This window comes from Pseudomonas sp. NPDC089752, from assembly GCF_044748725.1.
Taxonomy (GTDB): Bacteria; Pseudomonadota; Gammaproteobacteria; order Pseudomonadales; family Pseudomonadaceae; genus Aquipseudomonas.
Genome location: NZ_JBIVGP010000019.1, coordinates 20,708 through 36,148, shown reverse-complemented (window position 1 = coordinate 36,148; position 15,441 = coordinate 20,708). Strand labels below are relative to the sequence as shown.

At 63.5% G+C, this 15,441-nt stretch carries 11 protein-coding genes; 7 read left to right on the top strand and 4 right to left on the bottom strand.

Annotated elements, in window-relative coordinates:
* Window positions 1-135 precede the first annotated feature (135 nt).
* The 4 genes from ACIPZF_RS23765 to gcvP all read left to right on the top strand — a co-directional run bounded on the left by ACIPZF_RS23765 (window position 136) and on the right by gcvP (window position 6,446).
* Window positions 136-1,758, top strand: coding sequence for an ABC transporter permease (locus ACIPZF_RS23765; RefSeq protein WP_400803931.1), 1,623 nt, complete (start codon window positions 136-138; stop codon window positions 1,756-1,758).
* 123 nt (window positions 1,759-1,881) lie between these two features.
* A complete protein-coding gene (gcvT, locus tag ACIPZF_RS23760) occupies window positions 1,882-2,964 on the top strand; it encodes a glycine cleavage system aminomethyltransferase GcvT (protein ID WP_400803929.1) in 1,083 nt (360 codons plus the stop codon).
* 47 nt (window positions 2,965-3,011) lie between these two features.
* A complete protein-coding gene (gene gcvH, locus ACIPZF_RS23755; protein ID WP_400803927.1) occupies window positions 3,012-3,395 on the top strand; it encodes a glycine cleavage system protein GcvH in 384 nt (127 codons plus the stop codon).
* A 177-nt stretch (window positions 3,396-3,572) separates the two neighbouring features.
* The gene (gene gcvP, locus ACIPZF_RS23750; RefSeq protein ID WP_400803924.1) at window positions 3,573-6,446 is read left to right on the top strand and encodes an aminomethyl-transferring glycine dehydrogenase; all 2,874 of its coding nucleotides are present in this window, start codon (window positions 3,573-3,575) and stop codon (window positions 6,444-6,446) included.
* Between the two features lie 81 nt (window positions 6,447-6,527).
* Here gcvP and ACIPZF_RS23745 read toward each other — a convergent pair whose 3' ends face one another.
* Together ACIPZF_RS23745 and ACIPZF_RS23740 are read right to left on the bottom strand one after the other, a co-directional pair.
* Window positions 6,528-6,836: a DUF2388 domain-containing protein gene (locus ACIPZF_RS23745; protein ID WP_400803922.1), complete on the bottom strand. Its 309-nt coding sequence runs from the start codon at window positions 6,834-6,836 to the stop codon at window positions 6,528-6,530.
* Between the two features lie 89 nt (window positions 6,837-6,925).
* Window positions 6,926-8,611, bottom strand: a complete 1,686-nt coding sequence (locus ACIPZF_RS23740; protein ID WP_400803920.1) for a GspE/PulE family protein — start codon at window positions 8,609-8,611, stop codon at window positions 6,926-6,928.
* A 222-nt stretch (window positions 8,612-8,833) separates the two neighbouring features.
* On the opposite strand from ACIPZF_RS23740, the gene ACIPZF_RS23735 reads away from it, so the two are divergent.
* Window positions 8,834-9,304 carry an Lrp/AsnC family transcriptional regulator gene (locus ACIPZF_RS23735; RefSeq protein ID WP_400803917.1) on the top strand — a complete coding sequence of 157 codons (471 nt, stop codon included), beginning with the start codon at window positions 8,834-8,836 and terminating at the stop codon, window positions 9,302-9,304.
* 87 nt (window positions 9,305-9,391) lie between these two features.
* Here the strand turns inward: ACIPZF_RS23735 and ACIPZF_RS23730 are convergent, their stop codons facing one another.
* Window positions 9,392-10,768, bottom strand: coding sequence for an inorganic triphosphatase (locus ACIPZF_RS23730; RefSeq protein WP_400803915.1), 1,377 nt, complete (start codon window positions 10,766-10,768; stop codon window positions 9,392-9,394).
* A gap of 115 nt (window positions 10,769-10,883) precedes the next feature.
* On the opposite strand from ACIPZF_RS23730, the gene argE reads away from it, so the two are divergent.
* Window positions 10,884-12,026: an acetylornithine deacetylase gene (gene argE / locus ACIPZF_RS23725; RefSeq protein WP_400803912.1), complete on the top strand. Its 1,143-nt coding sequence runs from the start codon at window positions 10,884-10,886 to the stop codon at window positions 12,024-12,026.
* Between the two features lie 125 nt (window positions 12,027-12,151).
* Entirely contained in the window at window positions 12,152-13,450 is a 1,299-nt protein-coding gene (argA, locus tag ACIPZF_RS23720; RefSeq protein WP_400803910.1) for an amino-acid N-acetyltransferase, read from the top strand.
* Between the two features lie 159 nt (window positions 13,451-13,609).
* Here argA and ACIPZF_RS23715 read toward each other — a convergent pair whose 3' ends face one another.
* A complete protein-coding gene (locus ACIPZF_RS23715; protein WP_400803908.1) occupies window positions 13,610-14,986 on the bottom strand; it encodes a glutamine synthetase family protein in 1,377 nt (458 codons plus the stop codon).
* Window positions 14,987-15,441: the final 455 nt, after the last annotated feature.

Below are 15,441 nucleotides of genomic sequence, written 5' to 3'. Positions count from 1 at the left end.
TTCCGGGGGCCTGCCAGGGCCCCTTCGCGGGGCAAGCCCGCTCCCACAAAGTTCATCCAACACCGATCCTTGTGGGAGCGGGCTTGCCCCGCGAACGGCCGCGCAGCGGTCGCCATCGCATCCGAGACTTGAGCCTTGCCCCACACCCCCCAACGCCGCTGGTACCTCCCGGTCACCCTGACCGCCGCCCTGGTACTCCTGCCGCTGAGCGTCCTGCTGCTGTCCTGGCAGTCGATCGACCTGCAGATCTGGTCGCACCTGCTCGACACCCAGATGAGCCGCCTGCTCGGCAACACCCTCACCCTGGTGCTCGGGGTAGGCGTTGGCGTCACCGTGCTTGGCGTCAGCCTGGCCTGGCTCACCAGCCTCTGCGAGTTCCCTGGCAGACGCTGGCTGGACTGGGCGCTGATGCTGCCGTTCGCCATTCCCGCCTATGTGCTGGCCTTCGTCTTCGTCGGCCTGCTGGACTTCGCTGGCCCCGTGCAGAGCGCCTTGCGCGAGGTGTTCGGGCCGATGCGGCTGCCCCGGGTGCGCTCCACCAGTGGAGTGATCATCGTGCTGGTGCTGGTGTTCTACCCCTATGTCTACCTGCTCGCGCGCACCGCGTTCCTGGCCCAGGGCAAGGGCCTGATGGAAGCAGCGCGGGTCCTCGGCCTGTCGCCGCTGCAAGCCTTCTGGCGGGTCGCCCTGCCCATGGCACGCCCGGCAATCGGTGCGGGCATCGCGCTGGCGCTGATGGAAACGCTGGCCGATTTCGGCGCGGTGGCGGTGTTCAACTTCGACACCTTCACCACCGCCATCTACAAGACCTGGTACGGCTTCTTCAGCCTCTCCAGCGCAGCGCAGTTGGCCAGCCTGCTGCTGCTGGCGGTGATGCTGGTGCTGTACGGCGAGCGCCGTGCCCGTGGCGCCACGCGCACGGGCAACGAACGCCCGCGCGGGCAGGCGCTCTACCACCTGCATGGCTTCAAGGCGTTGCTGGCCAGTGGCTGGTGCCTGCTGGTGTTCGCCTGCGCCTTCGTCATCCCGCTGCTGCAGTTGCTCGTTTGGTTCTGGCAGCGCGGGCGGCATGATCTGGACGAACGCTACATTGGCTTGGTGCTGCACACGCTGTATCTGGGCGGCATGGCCGCTTTGATCACAGTATGCGTGGCGATGGTGCTGGCATTTGCCCGACGCCAGGCGCCGACCGGTGGTATCCGTGCCGGGGTTGGCCTGGCCAATCTGGGCTATGCCTTGCCAGGCTCGGTGCTGGCGGTGTCGATCATGCTCGCCTTCAGTTATCTCGACAATAACTTGGTGATCCCGCTGTCCACGTGGCTGGGCGGTGCCGGCAAGCCGCTGCTATTGGGCAGCCTCGCGGCGTTGCTGCTGGCCTACCTGGTGCGCTTCATCGCCGTCGCTTACGGGCCCCTGGAAGGCAGCCTGGAGCGTATCCGCCCATCGCTGCCCGAGGCTTCGCGCAGCCTGGGCGTCGGCGGCGCGAGATTGTTTTTCAAGGTGTATCTACCGCTCTTGGTGCCCGGCGCCCTCAGCGCTGCGCTGCTGGTCTTCGTCGATGTGCTCAAGGAAATGCCGGCCACCTTGCTGATGCGCCCGTTCGGCTGGGACACCCTGGCGGTGCGGGTGTTCGAGATGACCAGCGAAGGCGAGTGGGCGCGCGCTTCGCTGCCTGCCTTGAGCTTGGTGCTGGTGGGCCTGCTGCCGGTCATCGGCCTGATCCGCCGTTCCGCCAAGCGCCCCGGTCACAGTCACTGAGGGTGCCAGTCCGCGCCCTTGCAGCTACAATGCGCGGCATTCGCGCGACGGGTCCTACAAGAAGAGCTGACGATCAAACGTCATCGACCGCCGCCGCTTCGCCACGCCCGGAAGGAGAAACCCATGGGACAGCGCACGCTTTTATACGACCTGCACCTGGCGCTAGGCGCCAAGACGGTCGATTTCGGTGGTTGGGACATGCCCCTGCACTATGGCTCGCAGGTCGAGGAGCACCATCAGGTGCGCAGTGACTGTGGGGTGTTCGATGTTTCCCACATGACAGTGATCGATGTCGATGGCAGCGATGCCAGTACCTGGCTTCAGCGTCTGCTGGCCAACGATGTCGTCCGCCTCGATGGCGTCGGCAAGGCGCTGTACAGCCCCCTGCTCAACGAAAACGGTGGGGTCATCGACGACCTGATCGCCTACCGCACCGAGAGTGGCTACCGCCTGGTCACCAACGCGGCCACCCGCGCCAGGGTGCTGGCTTGGCTGGAAGCTCAGAGCGCTGGCTTCTCGGTCGATATCGAGGTGCGCCCCGACCTGGCCATTCTTGCCATTCAGGGCCCCCAGGCGCGGGAAAAGGTCGCAGCCCTGCTCAGCCCCACGCGCGCTGCGCTGATCCGCCAGCTGCGCCCATTCGAGGGGCTTGCCGAGGGCGACTGGTTCATTGCCCGTACGGGCTACACCGGTGAAGACGGGTTGGAGATCATCCTCCCTGGCCACGAAGCGGTGGCGTTCTACAACGATCTGGTCGGCGCCGGTATCGCTCCTAGCGGCCTTGGTGCCCGCGACACGTTGCGCCTGGAAGCCGGCATGAACCTCTACGGCCAGGACATCGACGAAAGCCACACGCCGCTGACGTCCAACCTGGGCTGGAGCGTTGCCTGGGAGCCAGCCGAGCGCGACTTCATCGGCCGCGCCGGCCTGCTGGCGGAAATCGAGCACGGTGTGCAGGACAAACTGGTCGGCCTGGTACTCGAAGAGCGGGGTGTTTTGCGTGCCCATCAGATGGTGCGCGTAGCGGGGATTGGCGAAGGTGAGATCACCAGTGGTAGTTTCTCTCCTACGCTGAGCAAGTCCATTGCCCTGGCGCGCGTACCCATGGCCACCGGCGACCGTGCCGAGGTCGAGATTCGCGGCAAGTGGTACCCGGTGCGGGTGGTCAAACCGACCTTCGTGCGCCACGGCAAGATCCTGATCTGAACATTTAACGGCGGGCCGACCGCTGACCCAATCGAGGAATACAAGACATGAGCAATATCCCCGCCGACCTGCGTTTTGCCGAAAGCCATGAATGGGCTCGCCTGGAAGCCGATGGCTCCGTGACCGTGGGCATCAGCGACCATGCCCAGCAGGCTCTGGGTGACGTGGTGTTCGTAGAGCTGGCTGAAGTTGGCAAGGTGTTCGCTGCTGGTGATGCGGCAGGCGTGGTCGAGTCGGTCAAGGCCGCTTCGGATATCTATGCCCCGGTGGGTGGTGAAGTGATCGCGGTCAACGAAGAGCTGGCTGACAGCCCGGAAGCGCTCAACGAAGAACCTTACGCCGCGTGGATCTTCAAGCTCAAGCCAAGCGACAAGAGTGAACTGGACAAGCTGCTGGATGCTGCCGGTTACAAAGCTGCTATCGGCGAGTGATACCGCGTCGCCTGCTTCGCGGCTGAAGCCGCTCCCACCGGATGTTCATTGAACCCGTAGGAGCGGCTTCAGCCGCGAAGAGGCCGGCACTGCCAAAGCAACTTTCCCCGCAAAAACGGCAATCCTTCCTAGACTTATAAGTCTCCATGAGACCTGGTCCAGGAAGAGAGCGTCGTCATGTCCCAATCGCCATCCCTGCATCAACTGCAAGAACTCAACCCTTTCCTGCGTCGCCACCTGGGCCCCGATGCCGCAGAGCAGCAGGCCATGCTCAGCAGCCTCGGCCTCGCCAGCCGCAGCGAACTGATCGAGCAGACCGTCCCCCCAGGCATCCGCTTCAACCGCGCCCTCGACTTGCCCCCGGCCCTGGACGAACAGGCCGCGCTGGCCAAACTTGCCGGCTACGCCGAACACAACCAAGTCTGGACCAGCCTGATCGGCATGGGTTACCACGGCACCATCACACCCACCGTCATCCTGCGCAACGTGCTGGAAAACCCCGGCTGGTACACCGCCTACACCCCCTACCAGCCAGAAATCGCCCAGGGCCGGCTGGAAGCCCTGCTCAACTTCCAGCAGATGGTCATCGACCTGACCGGCCTCTCCTTGGCCAACGCCTCGCTGCTCGATGAAGCCACCGCCGCTGCCGAAGCCATGGCCCTGGCCAAGCGCGTGGCGCGCAACAAGAGCAATGCGTTCTTTGCCGATGAGCACTGCCATCCGCAGACACTGTCGGTGTTGAAGACGCGGGCTGAAGGCTTCGGATTCGAGCTGATCGTCGACACTGTGGATAACCTCGCCCAGCACCAGGTATTCGGCGCACTGTTGCAATACCCGGACACCCATGGCGAGGTGCGTGACCTGCGTCCGCTGATCGACCAGTTGCACAGCCAGCAAGCCCTGGCCTGCGTGGCAGCCGACCTGCTCAGCCTGGTGGTGTTGACCCCGCCCGGCGAGCTCGGCGCCGATGTGGTGCTGGGCTCGACCCAGCGCTTCGGCGTACCCATGGGCTACGGAGGCCCGCACGCGGCTTACTTTGCCTGCCGCGACGATTACAAGCGCGCCATGCCGGGGCGCATCATCGGTGTGTCGCGCGACGCCCGTGGCAACACGGCGCTGCGTATGGCGCTGCAGACTCGCGAGCAGCATATCCGCCGCGAGAAGGCCAACTCCAACATTTGCACGGCCCAGGTGCTGCTGGCCAATATCGCCGGCTTCTATGCGGTGTACCACGGTCCTGAAGGCCTGCAGCGCATCGCCCAGCGCGTGCACCGGCTGACCTTCGTGCTGGCTGCCGGCCTCGAAGCCAAGGGTATGAAGCGCCTCAACCAGCATTTTTTCGACACCCTCACGCTGGATGTCGGCGGTGCCCAGGCGGCGATCATCGAAAGCGCGGAAGCGGCGCGAATCAACCTGCGCATTCTCGGGCGCGGGCATCTGGGCGTGAGCCTGGATGAAACCTGTAACGAAGACACCGTGCTGCGGCTGCTCGATATCTTCCTCGGTGTAGATCACGGTCTGGACATCACCACGCTCGACCAGCAGGCCCAGCCCGAAGGTATTCCCGCCGCGCTGGTAAGGCGCACGCCGTTCCTGGCCCACCCGGTGTTCAACCTGCATCACAGCGAAACCGAAATGTTGCGCTACCTCAAGCAACTGGAGAACAAGGACCTGGCGCTGAACCAGTCGATGATTCCCCTGGGCTCCTGCACCATGAAGCTCAACGCCACCAGCGAAATGATCCCCATCACCTGGCCCGCCTTCGCCAATCTCCACCCCTTTGCGCCTGCCGCCCAGGCCACCGGCTACAAAGCGATGATCGACGAGCTGGAGTGCTGGTTGTGCGCCATCACCGGCTTCGATGCCATCTGCATGCAGCCCAACTCCGGTGCGCAAGGTGAGTACGCCGGGTTGATGGCGATCACCCGCTACCATCGCAGCCGCCATCAACCGCAACGCACGTTGTGCCTGATCCCGTCATCGGCCCACGGCACCAATCCCGCTTCGGCACAGATGGCCGGCATGGAGGTGGTGATCGTCGACTGCGACGATGACGGCAACGTCGACCTCGATGACCTCAAGGCCAAGGCCGCTGTCGCTGGCGAGCGCTTGTCCTGCCTGATGGTCACCTACCCCTCGACCCATGGCGTTTACGAGGAAGGCATCCGTGAAATCTGCGACGTCGTGCACCAGCACGGCGGTCAGGTGTACATGGACGGCGCCAACCTCAACGCTCAGGTGGGGCTGGCACGGCCGGCGGATATCGGTGCCGACGTGTCGCACATGAACCTGCACAAGACCTTCTGCATCCCCCACGGTGGTGGCGGCCCGGGCATGGGGCCGATTGGCATACGCGATCACCTGAAGCCGTTCGTTGCCAGCCACCCGGTGGTGCCAGTGCCAGGCCTGGACCCGAACATCAGTGCGGTCAGCGCCGCGCCCTGGGGCAGTGCGAGCATCCTGCCGATCAGCTGGATGTATATCGCCATGATGGGGCCGCAGCTGGCCGATGCCAGTGAAGTGGCGATTCTGTCGGCCAACTACCTGGCCGGCCAACTCGGCGGCGCCTTCCCGGTACTGTACCGAGGCCGCAACCAGCGGGTCGCGCATGAGTGCATTCTTGACCTGCGGCCGCTCAAGGCACAGACCGGGATCACTGAGGAGGATGTTGCCAAACGCCTGATGGACTATGGTTTTCACGCCCCGACCATGTCATTCCCAGTACCGGGAACGCTGATGGTCGAGCCCACCGAGAGCGAATCCAAGGCTGAGTTGGACCGGTTTGTCGATGCCATGCTGGCGATTCGTGCGGAGATCGCCGAGGTGCAGGAGGGCAACTGGCCGGCGGAGGACAACCCGCTAAAGCATGCGCCGCATACGCTGGCCGATGTGTTGGCGCCCTGGACCCGGCCGTACAGCCTGGAGCAGGCGATCACCCCCAGCGCTCACGTGCGCCAGCATAAATACTGGCCAGCGGTGAACCGGGTCGACAATGTATATGGGGATAGAAACCTGTTCTGCGCGTGTGTGCCGGTGGAGGACTATCGCTAGGCTCTTCGCGGCTGAAGCCGCTCCCACGGATATGCATTGAACCCCGTGGGAGCGGCTTTAGCCGCGAAAAGAGCGACGCAGTTATTCGGCTACTGCATTGTTCGCCAGGATGGCTTCGGCCAGTTCCATGTCGCTGGCTTGCAGACTTGGGTTCTCAGCCCGTAGCTGATGCAAGGCCGCTTCCAGGTACGGTCCACGGATCGCGCCCTCGCTTGCCACGAAGCTGCCGGCATCGTCCTGGGCTGCGATGACCAGCTTCTTATCCCGGGAGGTCAGGTAGGTAGATGACGTGGTCGCGCCGGAAGTAAGCACGTCGCGCCAGGAGGCAAAGGCAGTGCCAACGGGCAGCGAAAGTACAACTGTGGCTGCGATGGCGGTTTGGAGACGCATGATGAAACACCTAGAAAAATGAGGGTTGAAGATGCCCGCTTAGATCCCGTCCAAAGGGCGCAAGTTCTTTATATACAAGGATTTTTCGCTTACGCACAGACGCGAAATACTTCCCCGGGAAGCGTCAGCCCACGGGCTACTTTTGCCTCGCCACAGCGGTGCAGGTCGAGCATGCCCTCTTCCAATGCTTGATGCCGCAAGCAGGCCAGGTCGGCCCCGGCGCCGATCCGTGCACGCAACGCTGCACTGGGCACCAACAGCTCGAACAAGCCCGTGCGACCATGGAATCCGGTGCCGCGGCACACCAGGCAGGGCTGGCCGCAGGCTGAAGATGCACCCCCCTGGCACTCGCGGCACAGCAATCGCACCAGGCGCTGGGCCATTACCCCGCCCAGGGTGGCCCGGATCAGGTAATCGGCCACGCCCAGTTCAAGCAGGCGTGTGATGGCACTGCAGCTGTCGTTGGTGTGCAGGGTCGACAGCACCAGATGCCCGGTAAGGGCGGCCTGCACGGCCACCAGCGCGGTCTCGCGATCGCGGATCTCACCGATCATGATGATGTCCGGGTCCTGGCGTAACAGAGCACGTACGCCGTTGGCAAAGCCCAGGTCCAGAGCCGGTTGCACCTGCATCTGGTTGAACGCCGGCTCCAGGCGCTCGATCGGATCTTCGATGGTGCACAGGTTGACCTCCGGCGTTGCAAGCAGCTTGAGGCTGGCGTAGAGCGTGCTGGTCTTGCCCGAGCCGGTAGGCCCAGTCACCAGCAAGATGCCTTGCCGGCGCTGCAACAGTGCCTGCCACTGCGCCAACTGCTCGCCCTCGAGGCCCAGGTGGGCGAAGTCCTCCTGCCGTTGCTGCGGATCGAATAGCCGCAGCACCAGTTTTTCGCCGAATGGAGTGGGCAGGGTCGACAGCCGCAGCTCCACCTCACAGCCACCAGACAGGGCGCTCTTGACCCGGCCATCCTGAGGGCGACGCTTCTCCGCCACATCCATGCGGCCCAAGTGCTTCAGGCGGCTGACCACGGCCAGCGTCACGCTGGCGGGAAAGGCATAGACCGTGTGCAACAGGCCGTCGATGCGGTAGCGCAGCCGGCCCTGCTCGCGCCGCGGCTCCAGGTGGATATCGCTGGCGCGCTGCTCGATGGCGTACTGCAGCAACCAGTCGACGATGTGCACGATATGCGCATCGTCGGCGTTGGCTTCGCCCTGGCGTTTTCCCACTTCCAGCAGCTGTTCGAGCTCCCCCAGGCTGGCCGCCTGCTGATGCTGTGCCCCCTGCACCGAGTGGGCCAGGCGGAACAATGACTGGGTGAGCTGGCGCAGTTGCAACGGGCTGGCCAGCACATGATGGACCGGTTTGCCCAGGCTGCGGGCCAGGTCGGCTTGCCAGTCGCGCCGGTAGGGTTGGGCGCTGGCCACGGTAACGCCATGGCTGTCGCTGGCGAGGATGAGTATGCCGTGGCGTTGGGCGAAAGCCGGGGAGATCAGCGCGTTGACCTGGGACAGGTCTAGCTGCATGGGGTCGATGCGTTGGTAAGGCAGGCCGACCTTGCTCGCCAGCCACAGGCAAAGGCTATCCAGGTTCAAGCGCTGACCGGGGTGCCGGCGATTTTCGAGGTTCAGGGCGGCGATGGTTTCGAGGGGATGGCGGGCCGGTTGTGTGGCCGCGAGGTCGAGCACCTGCCGTGCATCGCGGGGGTTCAGGTGCTGGTCGGCCTGCAGGGTATCCAACAGGCGTTCGAGGTCGAGGGATTGATCGTCGGGCTTGCGCATGGCGGCATCCGTGCCAGGTGATGAATTCCTGGTAAAGGCTAGCCGGGGTTGCTGAGCCGAGCGCAGGTAAAGGGTTTCGGGATCTTGCCGGGATGCTTTTGCGCAATCGGCTCAGCCCGCCAATATCATGACGTCGATGGGGGTGCTTTTCGCTATCATTTGATCAGTTTGCAGAATTAGCAGATGGATCAATTCATAAGGTTGAAACTTGAGGAATTATTAATGCAAGGCGAGTTGGATGCTTATGACAGGCGCATTCTGGAGCTGCTGCAAGAGGATGCGTCACTGTCCAGTGCGCAGATCGCCGAACGCGTGGGCCTGTCACAATCGCCCTGCTGGCGCCGCATACAGCGGTTGAAGGAGGAGGGGATTATCCGTGGGCAGGTTACCTTGCTCGACCGAAAGAAGGTCGGCCTGAACACGCAGATTTTTGCCGAGGTGAAACTCAACGCCCATGGGCGTTCCAATTTCACCGAGTTCACCGAGGCGATTCGCGGTTTTCCGGAAGTGCTGGAGTGCTATGTGCTGATGGGGGCGGTGGACTTTCTGTTGCGTATCGTCACCCAGGACATCGAAGCCTATGAGCGGTTCTTCTTCGAAAAGCTGTCGAACGTCCCGGGGATTCAGGAGGTCAATTCGATCGTGGCGTTGTCCGAGATCAAGTCCACCACTAGCCTGCCACTTTCTCGGTGAGGCCATTCGCGGGGCAAGCCCGCTCCCACAAATTCCTGCGCAGAACTTGTGGGAGCGGGCTTGCCCCGCGAAAGGCGCGACGCGCAATCAAGCCTTGAGCAGATGCTTCCAACCACGGCTCTGATCAACCGCCCGAGCCTGCTCGATACGCGCTTCAAGCAACTCGCCAGGCTCTTCACCCAGCGGCAACTCCGCCAGTTCATGCAGCTTCTTCAGATCGCCATACAAGCGGTCCATCTGCGGCGCTTCCAGCACCTGGCGCGCATGGTGCAGCCAGGCCAGCAACTGTTCGATACGCGGCAGCTGCTCAGCCAGGTCTTCCGGGCGCTGGGTGTACAACCCAAGCTTCAGCGCGCGGCCTTCTTCACCCAGCAGATGCGCCAGCCAGCTGGCCAGTTGCGCCTTGCCCTGGCGCTCGCCACGGCCTTTGCGTTCTGCGGTCCAGGCACGGGCCAGCAGCCAGCGCGAGGTTTCCAGGGAGAACTGGCCCCAGCGCACGTCTTCCAGCTCTTCGAGGAACTGCTCAGGCGCGGCGCGGCGGATGTCTTCGTCGTCATTGCCGGCCTGCACCAGCGGGCGCCAGTCTTCCAGCAGCGCGTCGAGGCTGGCGCGCAGCTCGCGGGTGGTGGCGCGTGGCGCGGCTTGGCCGAGGCTTGCGACCAGTGCGCGCAGTTCGGCCAGGCACTGCACCCAGTCCTGCAACAGGCGCCAGTGGCCATTGTGGCGATACTGTTCGGCCAGGCGCTGGCTGCTGCCGAGCAACTGCCAGGCGAGCGCAGTGAAGGCATCGTCCACCGCCATTTCCGCGTCCAGCTCGGTGCTGGGCAGGCCCAGTTCGTAGCTGTCCGGCTCCAGCAGGCGGTAGCCGCGCTCGGCCTTGCTGATGTCGCACGGCATCAGCGGCAGGCTGGCAGCCAGCTCGGCGGCCAGCTCCAGCAGGGCCTCGGGCTCGCCCTCGCGCAGTTCCAGCTCCAGCTCGCAGATCTCTTCCTTGCGCTTGCCGGCGATCACGAAGCCCTGGTCCAGCGCGGCCTCTATCACCACCTTGCTCTTGCCCCGGCCCCAGGCGATTTCAGCGAACTCGCGGGTGAAGTCGGTGGTGAACAGGGGCTTGATGGTTTTCTTGTCCAGCTCGGCCAGTTGCTCGGGCCAGCAAGTGGCATCGAGCTTCTTCAGGTCGAGCTTGGCCTTTTCCAGGTTCCACTCGTACTCGTTGCGCTCGGACAACCCCGCCACGCTTTGGCCGCGGCACTTCAAGGTCTGGATGATCACCTCACCGTCGCGGCGCAGGCGCAGCGCCACGCGGGCGGCAGAGAGTTCACGATCCGGAGTGTCGAAGTACTGGTTGAGCAGTTCGCGGGTCTGCCAGCCAGACTTGTTGCGCTTTTTCAGCAGCGGGTGCTCGCGCAGTGCGGCCAGGGTCTCGCGGCTGGCGCGGAGCTTGAGTTCGGTTTCTTTGTGCATCGCAGGCTCGAAGGGAAGGCGTGATTACCGTGCAGTCTACAGGACTGGGCTGGCAACGGTTTATTCCTTGCGGCGGATAGCCCTATGATGGGCAATGCTTTCGAGGAGTACGCGCATGCCGTTGCCAACGCTGAAAGACCAGTTTGCCGCTTTGATCGCCGCGCCCTCGGTCAGTTGCACTCAACCCGCGCTGGACCAGTCCAACCGTCAGGTCATCGACCTGCTGGCCGGCTGGTTGGCCGACCTGGGCTTCAGCTGCGACATCCAGCAGGTCAGCCCCGGCAAGTTCAACCTGCTGGCGAGCCGTGGCAGCGGCCCAGGCGGGCTGGTGCTGGCCGGCCATAGCGACACGGTGCCATACGACGAGCAGTTGTGGGCCAGCGACCCGCTGAAGCTGACCGAGGTCGACGGCCGCTGGGTAGGCCTGGGCAGCTGTGACATGAAAGGCTTTTTCGCGCTGGTCATCGAAGCGGTCATTCCGCTGCTGGAGCATGACTTCAAGCAGCCCTTGCTGATCCTCGCCACCTGCGACGAAGAAAGCTCGATGTCCGGTGCCCGTGCCCTGGCCGAGGCCGGCCAGCCGCTGGGCCGTGCGGCGGTGATCGGCGAGCCCACGGGCCTGCGGCCGATCCGCATGCACAAGGGCATCCTCATGGACCGCATCGACATCCTTGGCCGCAGCGGCCATTCCTCCGACCCCAACCTTGGGCGTAGCGCGATGGAAGCGATGCACGCGGTGATGGGCGAGTTGATGGGCCTGCGTCGGCAATGGCAGGACACCTACCGCAACCCGCAATTCAGCGTGCCAACCCCAACCATGAACTTTGGCTGCATCCACGGGGGCGACAACCCCAACCGCATCTGCGGCCAGTGCGCCCTGGAATTCGACCTGCGCCCGCTGCCGGGCATGGATGCCGAACAGCTGCGTGCGGCCATTCGCGAAAAACTGCAGCCGGTGGCCGAGCGCCACGAGGTGCGCATCGACTACGCAACACTATTCCCCGAGGTGCCGCCGTTCGAGCAAGCTGCCGATGCCGAGCTGGTGCAAGTGGCCGAACGCCTGACCGGCCATCGCGCCGAAGCGGTGGCGTTCGGCACCGAAGCGCCTTATCTTCAGCAGCTGGGTTGCCAGACCATCGTCCTTGGCCCCGGCGACATCGCCTGCGCCCATCAGCCCGGCGAATACCTTGAAATGTCACGAATCGAGCCTACCGTGCGTCTATTGCGTGACCTGATCCGGCACTATTGCCTCAATTAAACGTCCACCCTGCTGATTCGTTCTTGCCTAGAGGAGACCGCGCGTGACCGCAAGCCTGTTCCGACGATGATCCTGAACGCCATGTGATCCAACGTTCTCCGTCCACTTTATCCACAGGCCCTGTCATGCCCGATTACGTCAACTGGCTGCGTCATGCCTCCCCGTACATCAATGCCCATCGCGACTGCACCTTCGTGGTCATGCTCCCCGGAGATGGGGTGGAACACCCGAATTTCGGCAACATCGTCCACGACCTGGTGCTGCTGCACAGCCTCGGCGTGCGCCTGGTGCTGGTGCATGGTTCGCGCCCGCAGATCGAGAGCCGCCTGGCCGCCCGTGGCCTGACCCCGCACTACCACCGCGGCCTGCGCATCACCGATGCGGCGACCCTGGACTGCGTGATCGATGCCGTAGGTGCTTTGCGCCTGGCCATCGAGGCGCGCCTGTCGATGGACATCGCCGCCTCGCCCATGCAGGGTTCGCGCCTGCGCGTGGCCTGCGGCAACCTGGTGACCGCGCGGCCAATCGGCGTGCTCGAAGGGGTGGACTATCACCACACCGGCGAAGTACGGCGCATCGACCGCAAGGGCATCAGCCGCCTGCTCGACGAGCGTTCAATCGTGCTGCTGTCGCCACTGGGCTATTCGCCGACTGGCGAGATTTTCAACCTGGCCTGCGAAGACGTGGCCACCCGTGCTGCCATCGAGCTGGGCGCTGACAAGTTGCTGCTGTTCGGCGCCGAGCCCGGCTTGCTGGACGAGCAAGGCAAGCTGGTGCGTGAACTGCGCCCGCAGCACATCGCGCCTCACCTGGCGCGATTGGGTACGGATTATCAGGGCGAGCTACTGGATGCCGCCGCCGAGGCTTGCAAAGGCGGCGTGGCACGTAGCCATATCGTCAGCTATGCCGAAGATGGTGCACTGCTGACCGAGCTGTTCACCCGAGGCGGTGGCGGCACGCTGGTGTCGCAGGAGCAGTTCGAGGTGGTGCGTGAGGCGACCATCGAGGACGTCGGCGGGTTGCTGGAGCTGATCAGCCCGCTGGAAGAGCAGGGCATTCTGGTGCGGCGCTCGCGTGAGGTGCTGGAGCGGGAGATCGAGCAGTTCAGCGTGGTCGAGCGCGAAGGCATGATCATCGCCTGTGCGGCGCTGTACCCGATTGCCGATTCGCAGGCCGGTGAGCTGGCGTGCCTGGCGGTGAACCCGGAGTATCGCCATGGTGGGCGTGGGGACGAGCTGCTGGAACGGATCGAGAGCCGGGCACGGGCGTTGGGTTTGAATACGCTGTTCGTGCTTACCACCCGGACTGCGCACTGGTTCCGTGAGCGTGGCTTTGCGCCCAGTGGCGTGGAACGGCTGCCGGCGGCGCGGGCTTCGCTGTACAACTATCAGCGTAATTCGAAAATTTTCGAGAAGCAGATCTGACATGTATTGCTAGTGCCGGCCACTTCGCGGGCAAGCCCGCTCCCACAGGAACTCCACAGCACTTGAAGGTTGTGGATCACCTGTGGGAGCGGGCTTGCCCGCGAAGCAGACGATATGGTCCCGCATGAAAAACGCCGCCCTGATGGGCGGCGTTTTGGTTTACACGGTATGCAGATACCAGTTGTACTCGAGGTCGGAGATCGAGTGCTCGAACTCCTCCAGCTCGCTCTCCTTGCACGCGACGAAGATGTCGATGTACTTCGGATCGATGTACTTGTTCAGGATCTCGCTGTCGTCCAGCTCGCGCAGGGCATCGCGCAGGTTGTTCGGCAGGCTCTGCTCCAGCTGTTCGTACGAGTTGCCTTCGATCGGCTCGCCCGGCTCGACCTTGTTGGTCAAGCCATGGTGCACACCGGCCAGCACGGCGGCCATCATCAAGTACGGGTTGGCGTCGGCGCCAGCCACGCGGTGCTCCAGGCGTACGGCGTCCGGCGAGCCGGTCGGTACACGCAGGGCCACGGTGCGGTTGTCCAGGCCCCAGCTCGGCGCGTTCGGCACGTAGAACTGCGCGCCAAAACGACGGTACGAGTTGACGTTCGGGCAGAGGAACGCCATGGACGCGGGCAGGGTCTCGAGCACACCGCCGACAGCGTGACGTAGCGCGGCGTTCTGCTCGGGATCCTCGCTGGTGAAGATGTTGTTGCCATCCTTGTCCAGCACGGAGATGTGTACATGCAGGCCGTTGCCAGCCTGGCCCGGGTAGGGCTTGGCCATGAAGGTGGTGTCCATTTCATGGTCATAGGCGATGTTCTTGATCAGGCGCTTGAGCAGCACTGCATAGTCACAGGCCTTGAGCGGGTCGGCGACGTGGTGCAGGTTGACCTCGAACTGCGCCGGAGCGCTTTCCTTGACGATGGCATCGGCCGGGATACCCTGCTCCTTGGCACCTTCGAGGATGTCCTGGAGGCAGTCGGCGTATTCGTCGAGGTCGTCGATCAGGTAGACCTGGGTCGACTGCGGGCGCTTGCCCGAGATCGGCGAGCGGGGCGGCTGCGGGCGGCCGTTCACGTTCTCCTGGTCGATCAGGTAGAACTCCAGCTCGAACGCGGCACAGATGGTCAGGCCGAGGTCGTCGAACTTGCTCACCACCTGGCGCAACACTTCACGCGGGTCGGCGAAGAAGGGTTCGCCTTCGAGCTCGTGCATGGTCATCAGCAACTGCGCAGTGGGGCGCTTTTGCCAGGGTTCGTTGGAGAGAGTGCCAGGGATCGGGTAGCAGATGCGGTCCGCATCGCCGATGTCCAGGCCAAGCCCGGTGCTTTCGACGGTGGAGCCGTTGATGTCCAGGGCGAAGAGGGAGGCCGGCAAATTGATGCCTTTCTCGTAAACCTTGTGGAGGCTGGTGCGCTCTATGCGCTTGCCACGCACCACACCATTCATATCTGCAATCAGAAGGTCAACGTAGAGAACCTCAGGATGTTCCTTAAGGAACGCGTTCGCTTCGTTAAGCTGAACGGCACGCGGGGGTACCGACATGATGCAACACCTTTGTTGTTAAAAATATCAATCAAGGGGGGCTTGCAGGACCAGTCAATCGAAAAGCCATACTGATGTCAAGCCAACCCCATGATGCCCTGAAATGGCACATCGACGGCAGATTTGCTGCATATCGGGGCGTGCCATTATCCGCTATTTCCCTCATGCAGGGCTATCTCCGGCATGCCGTGTTTTATTTTTTACGCAGGTGTTGTGTAAAAAAATGAACAAGGCTAAGCTCGGTCACAACCCAAAACACAATAATACGAGGGTCACATGGTCCGCTTGCCGCGGCCTGAAAGCGCTGCCTGTGCAGTGTGTTCGGGCATTCCTGCCGCTGTTCGAAGCATACGCCAAGCGCGTGGCCGCCTGGCCGCAATAATTAACGCCCTCGTCGCAATTTTTGCCGCGCGCCCTCGCTGCGCCTTTTCTTCCTTCCTGCCCTTTATGCTCAT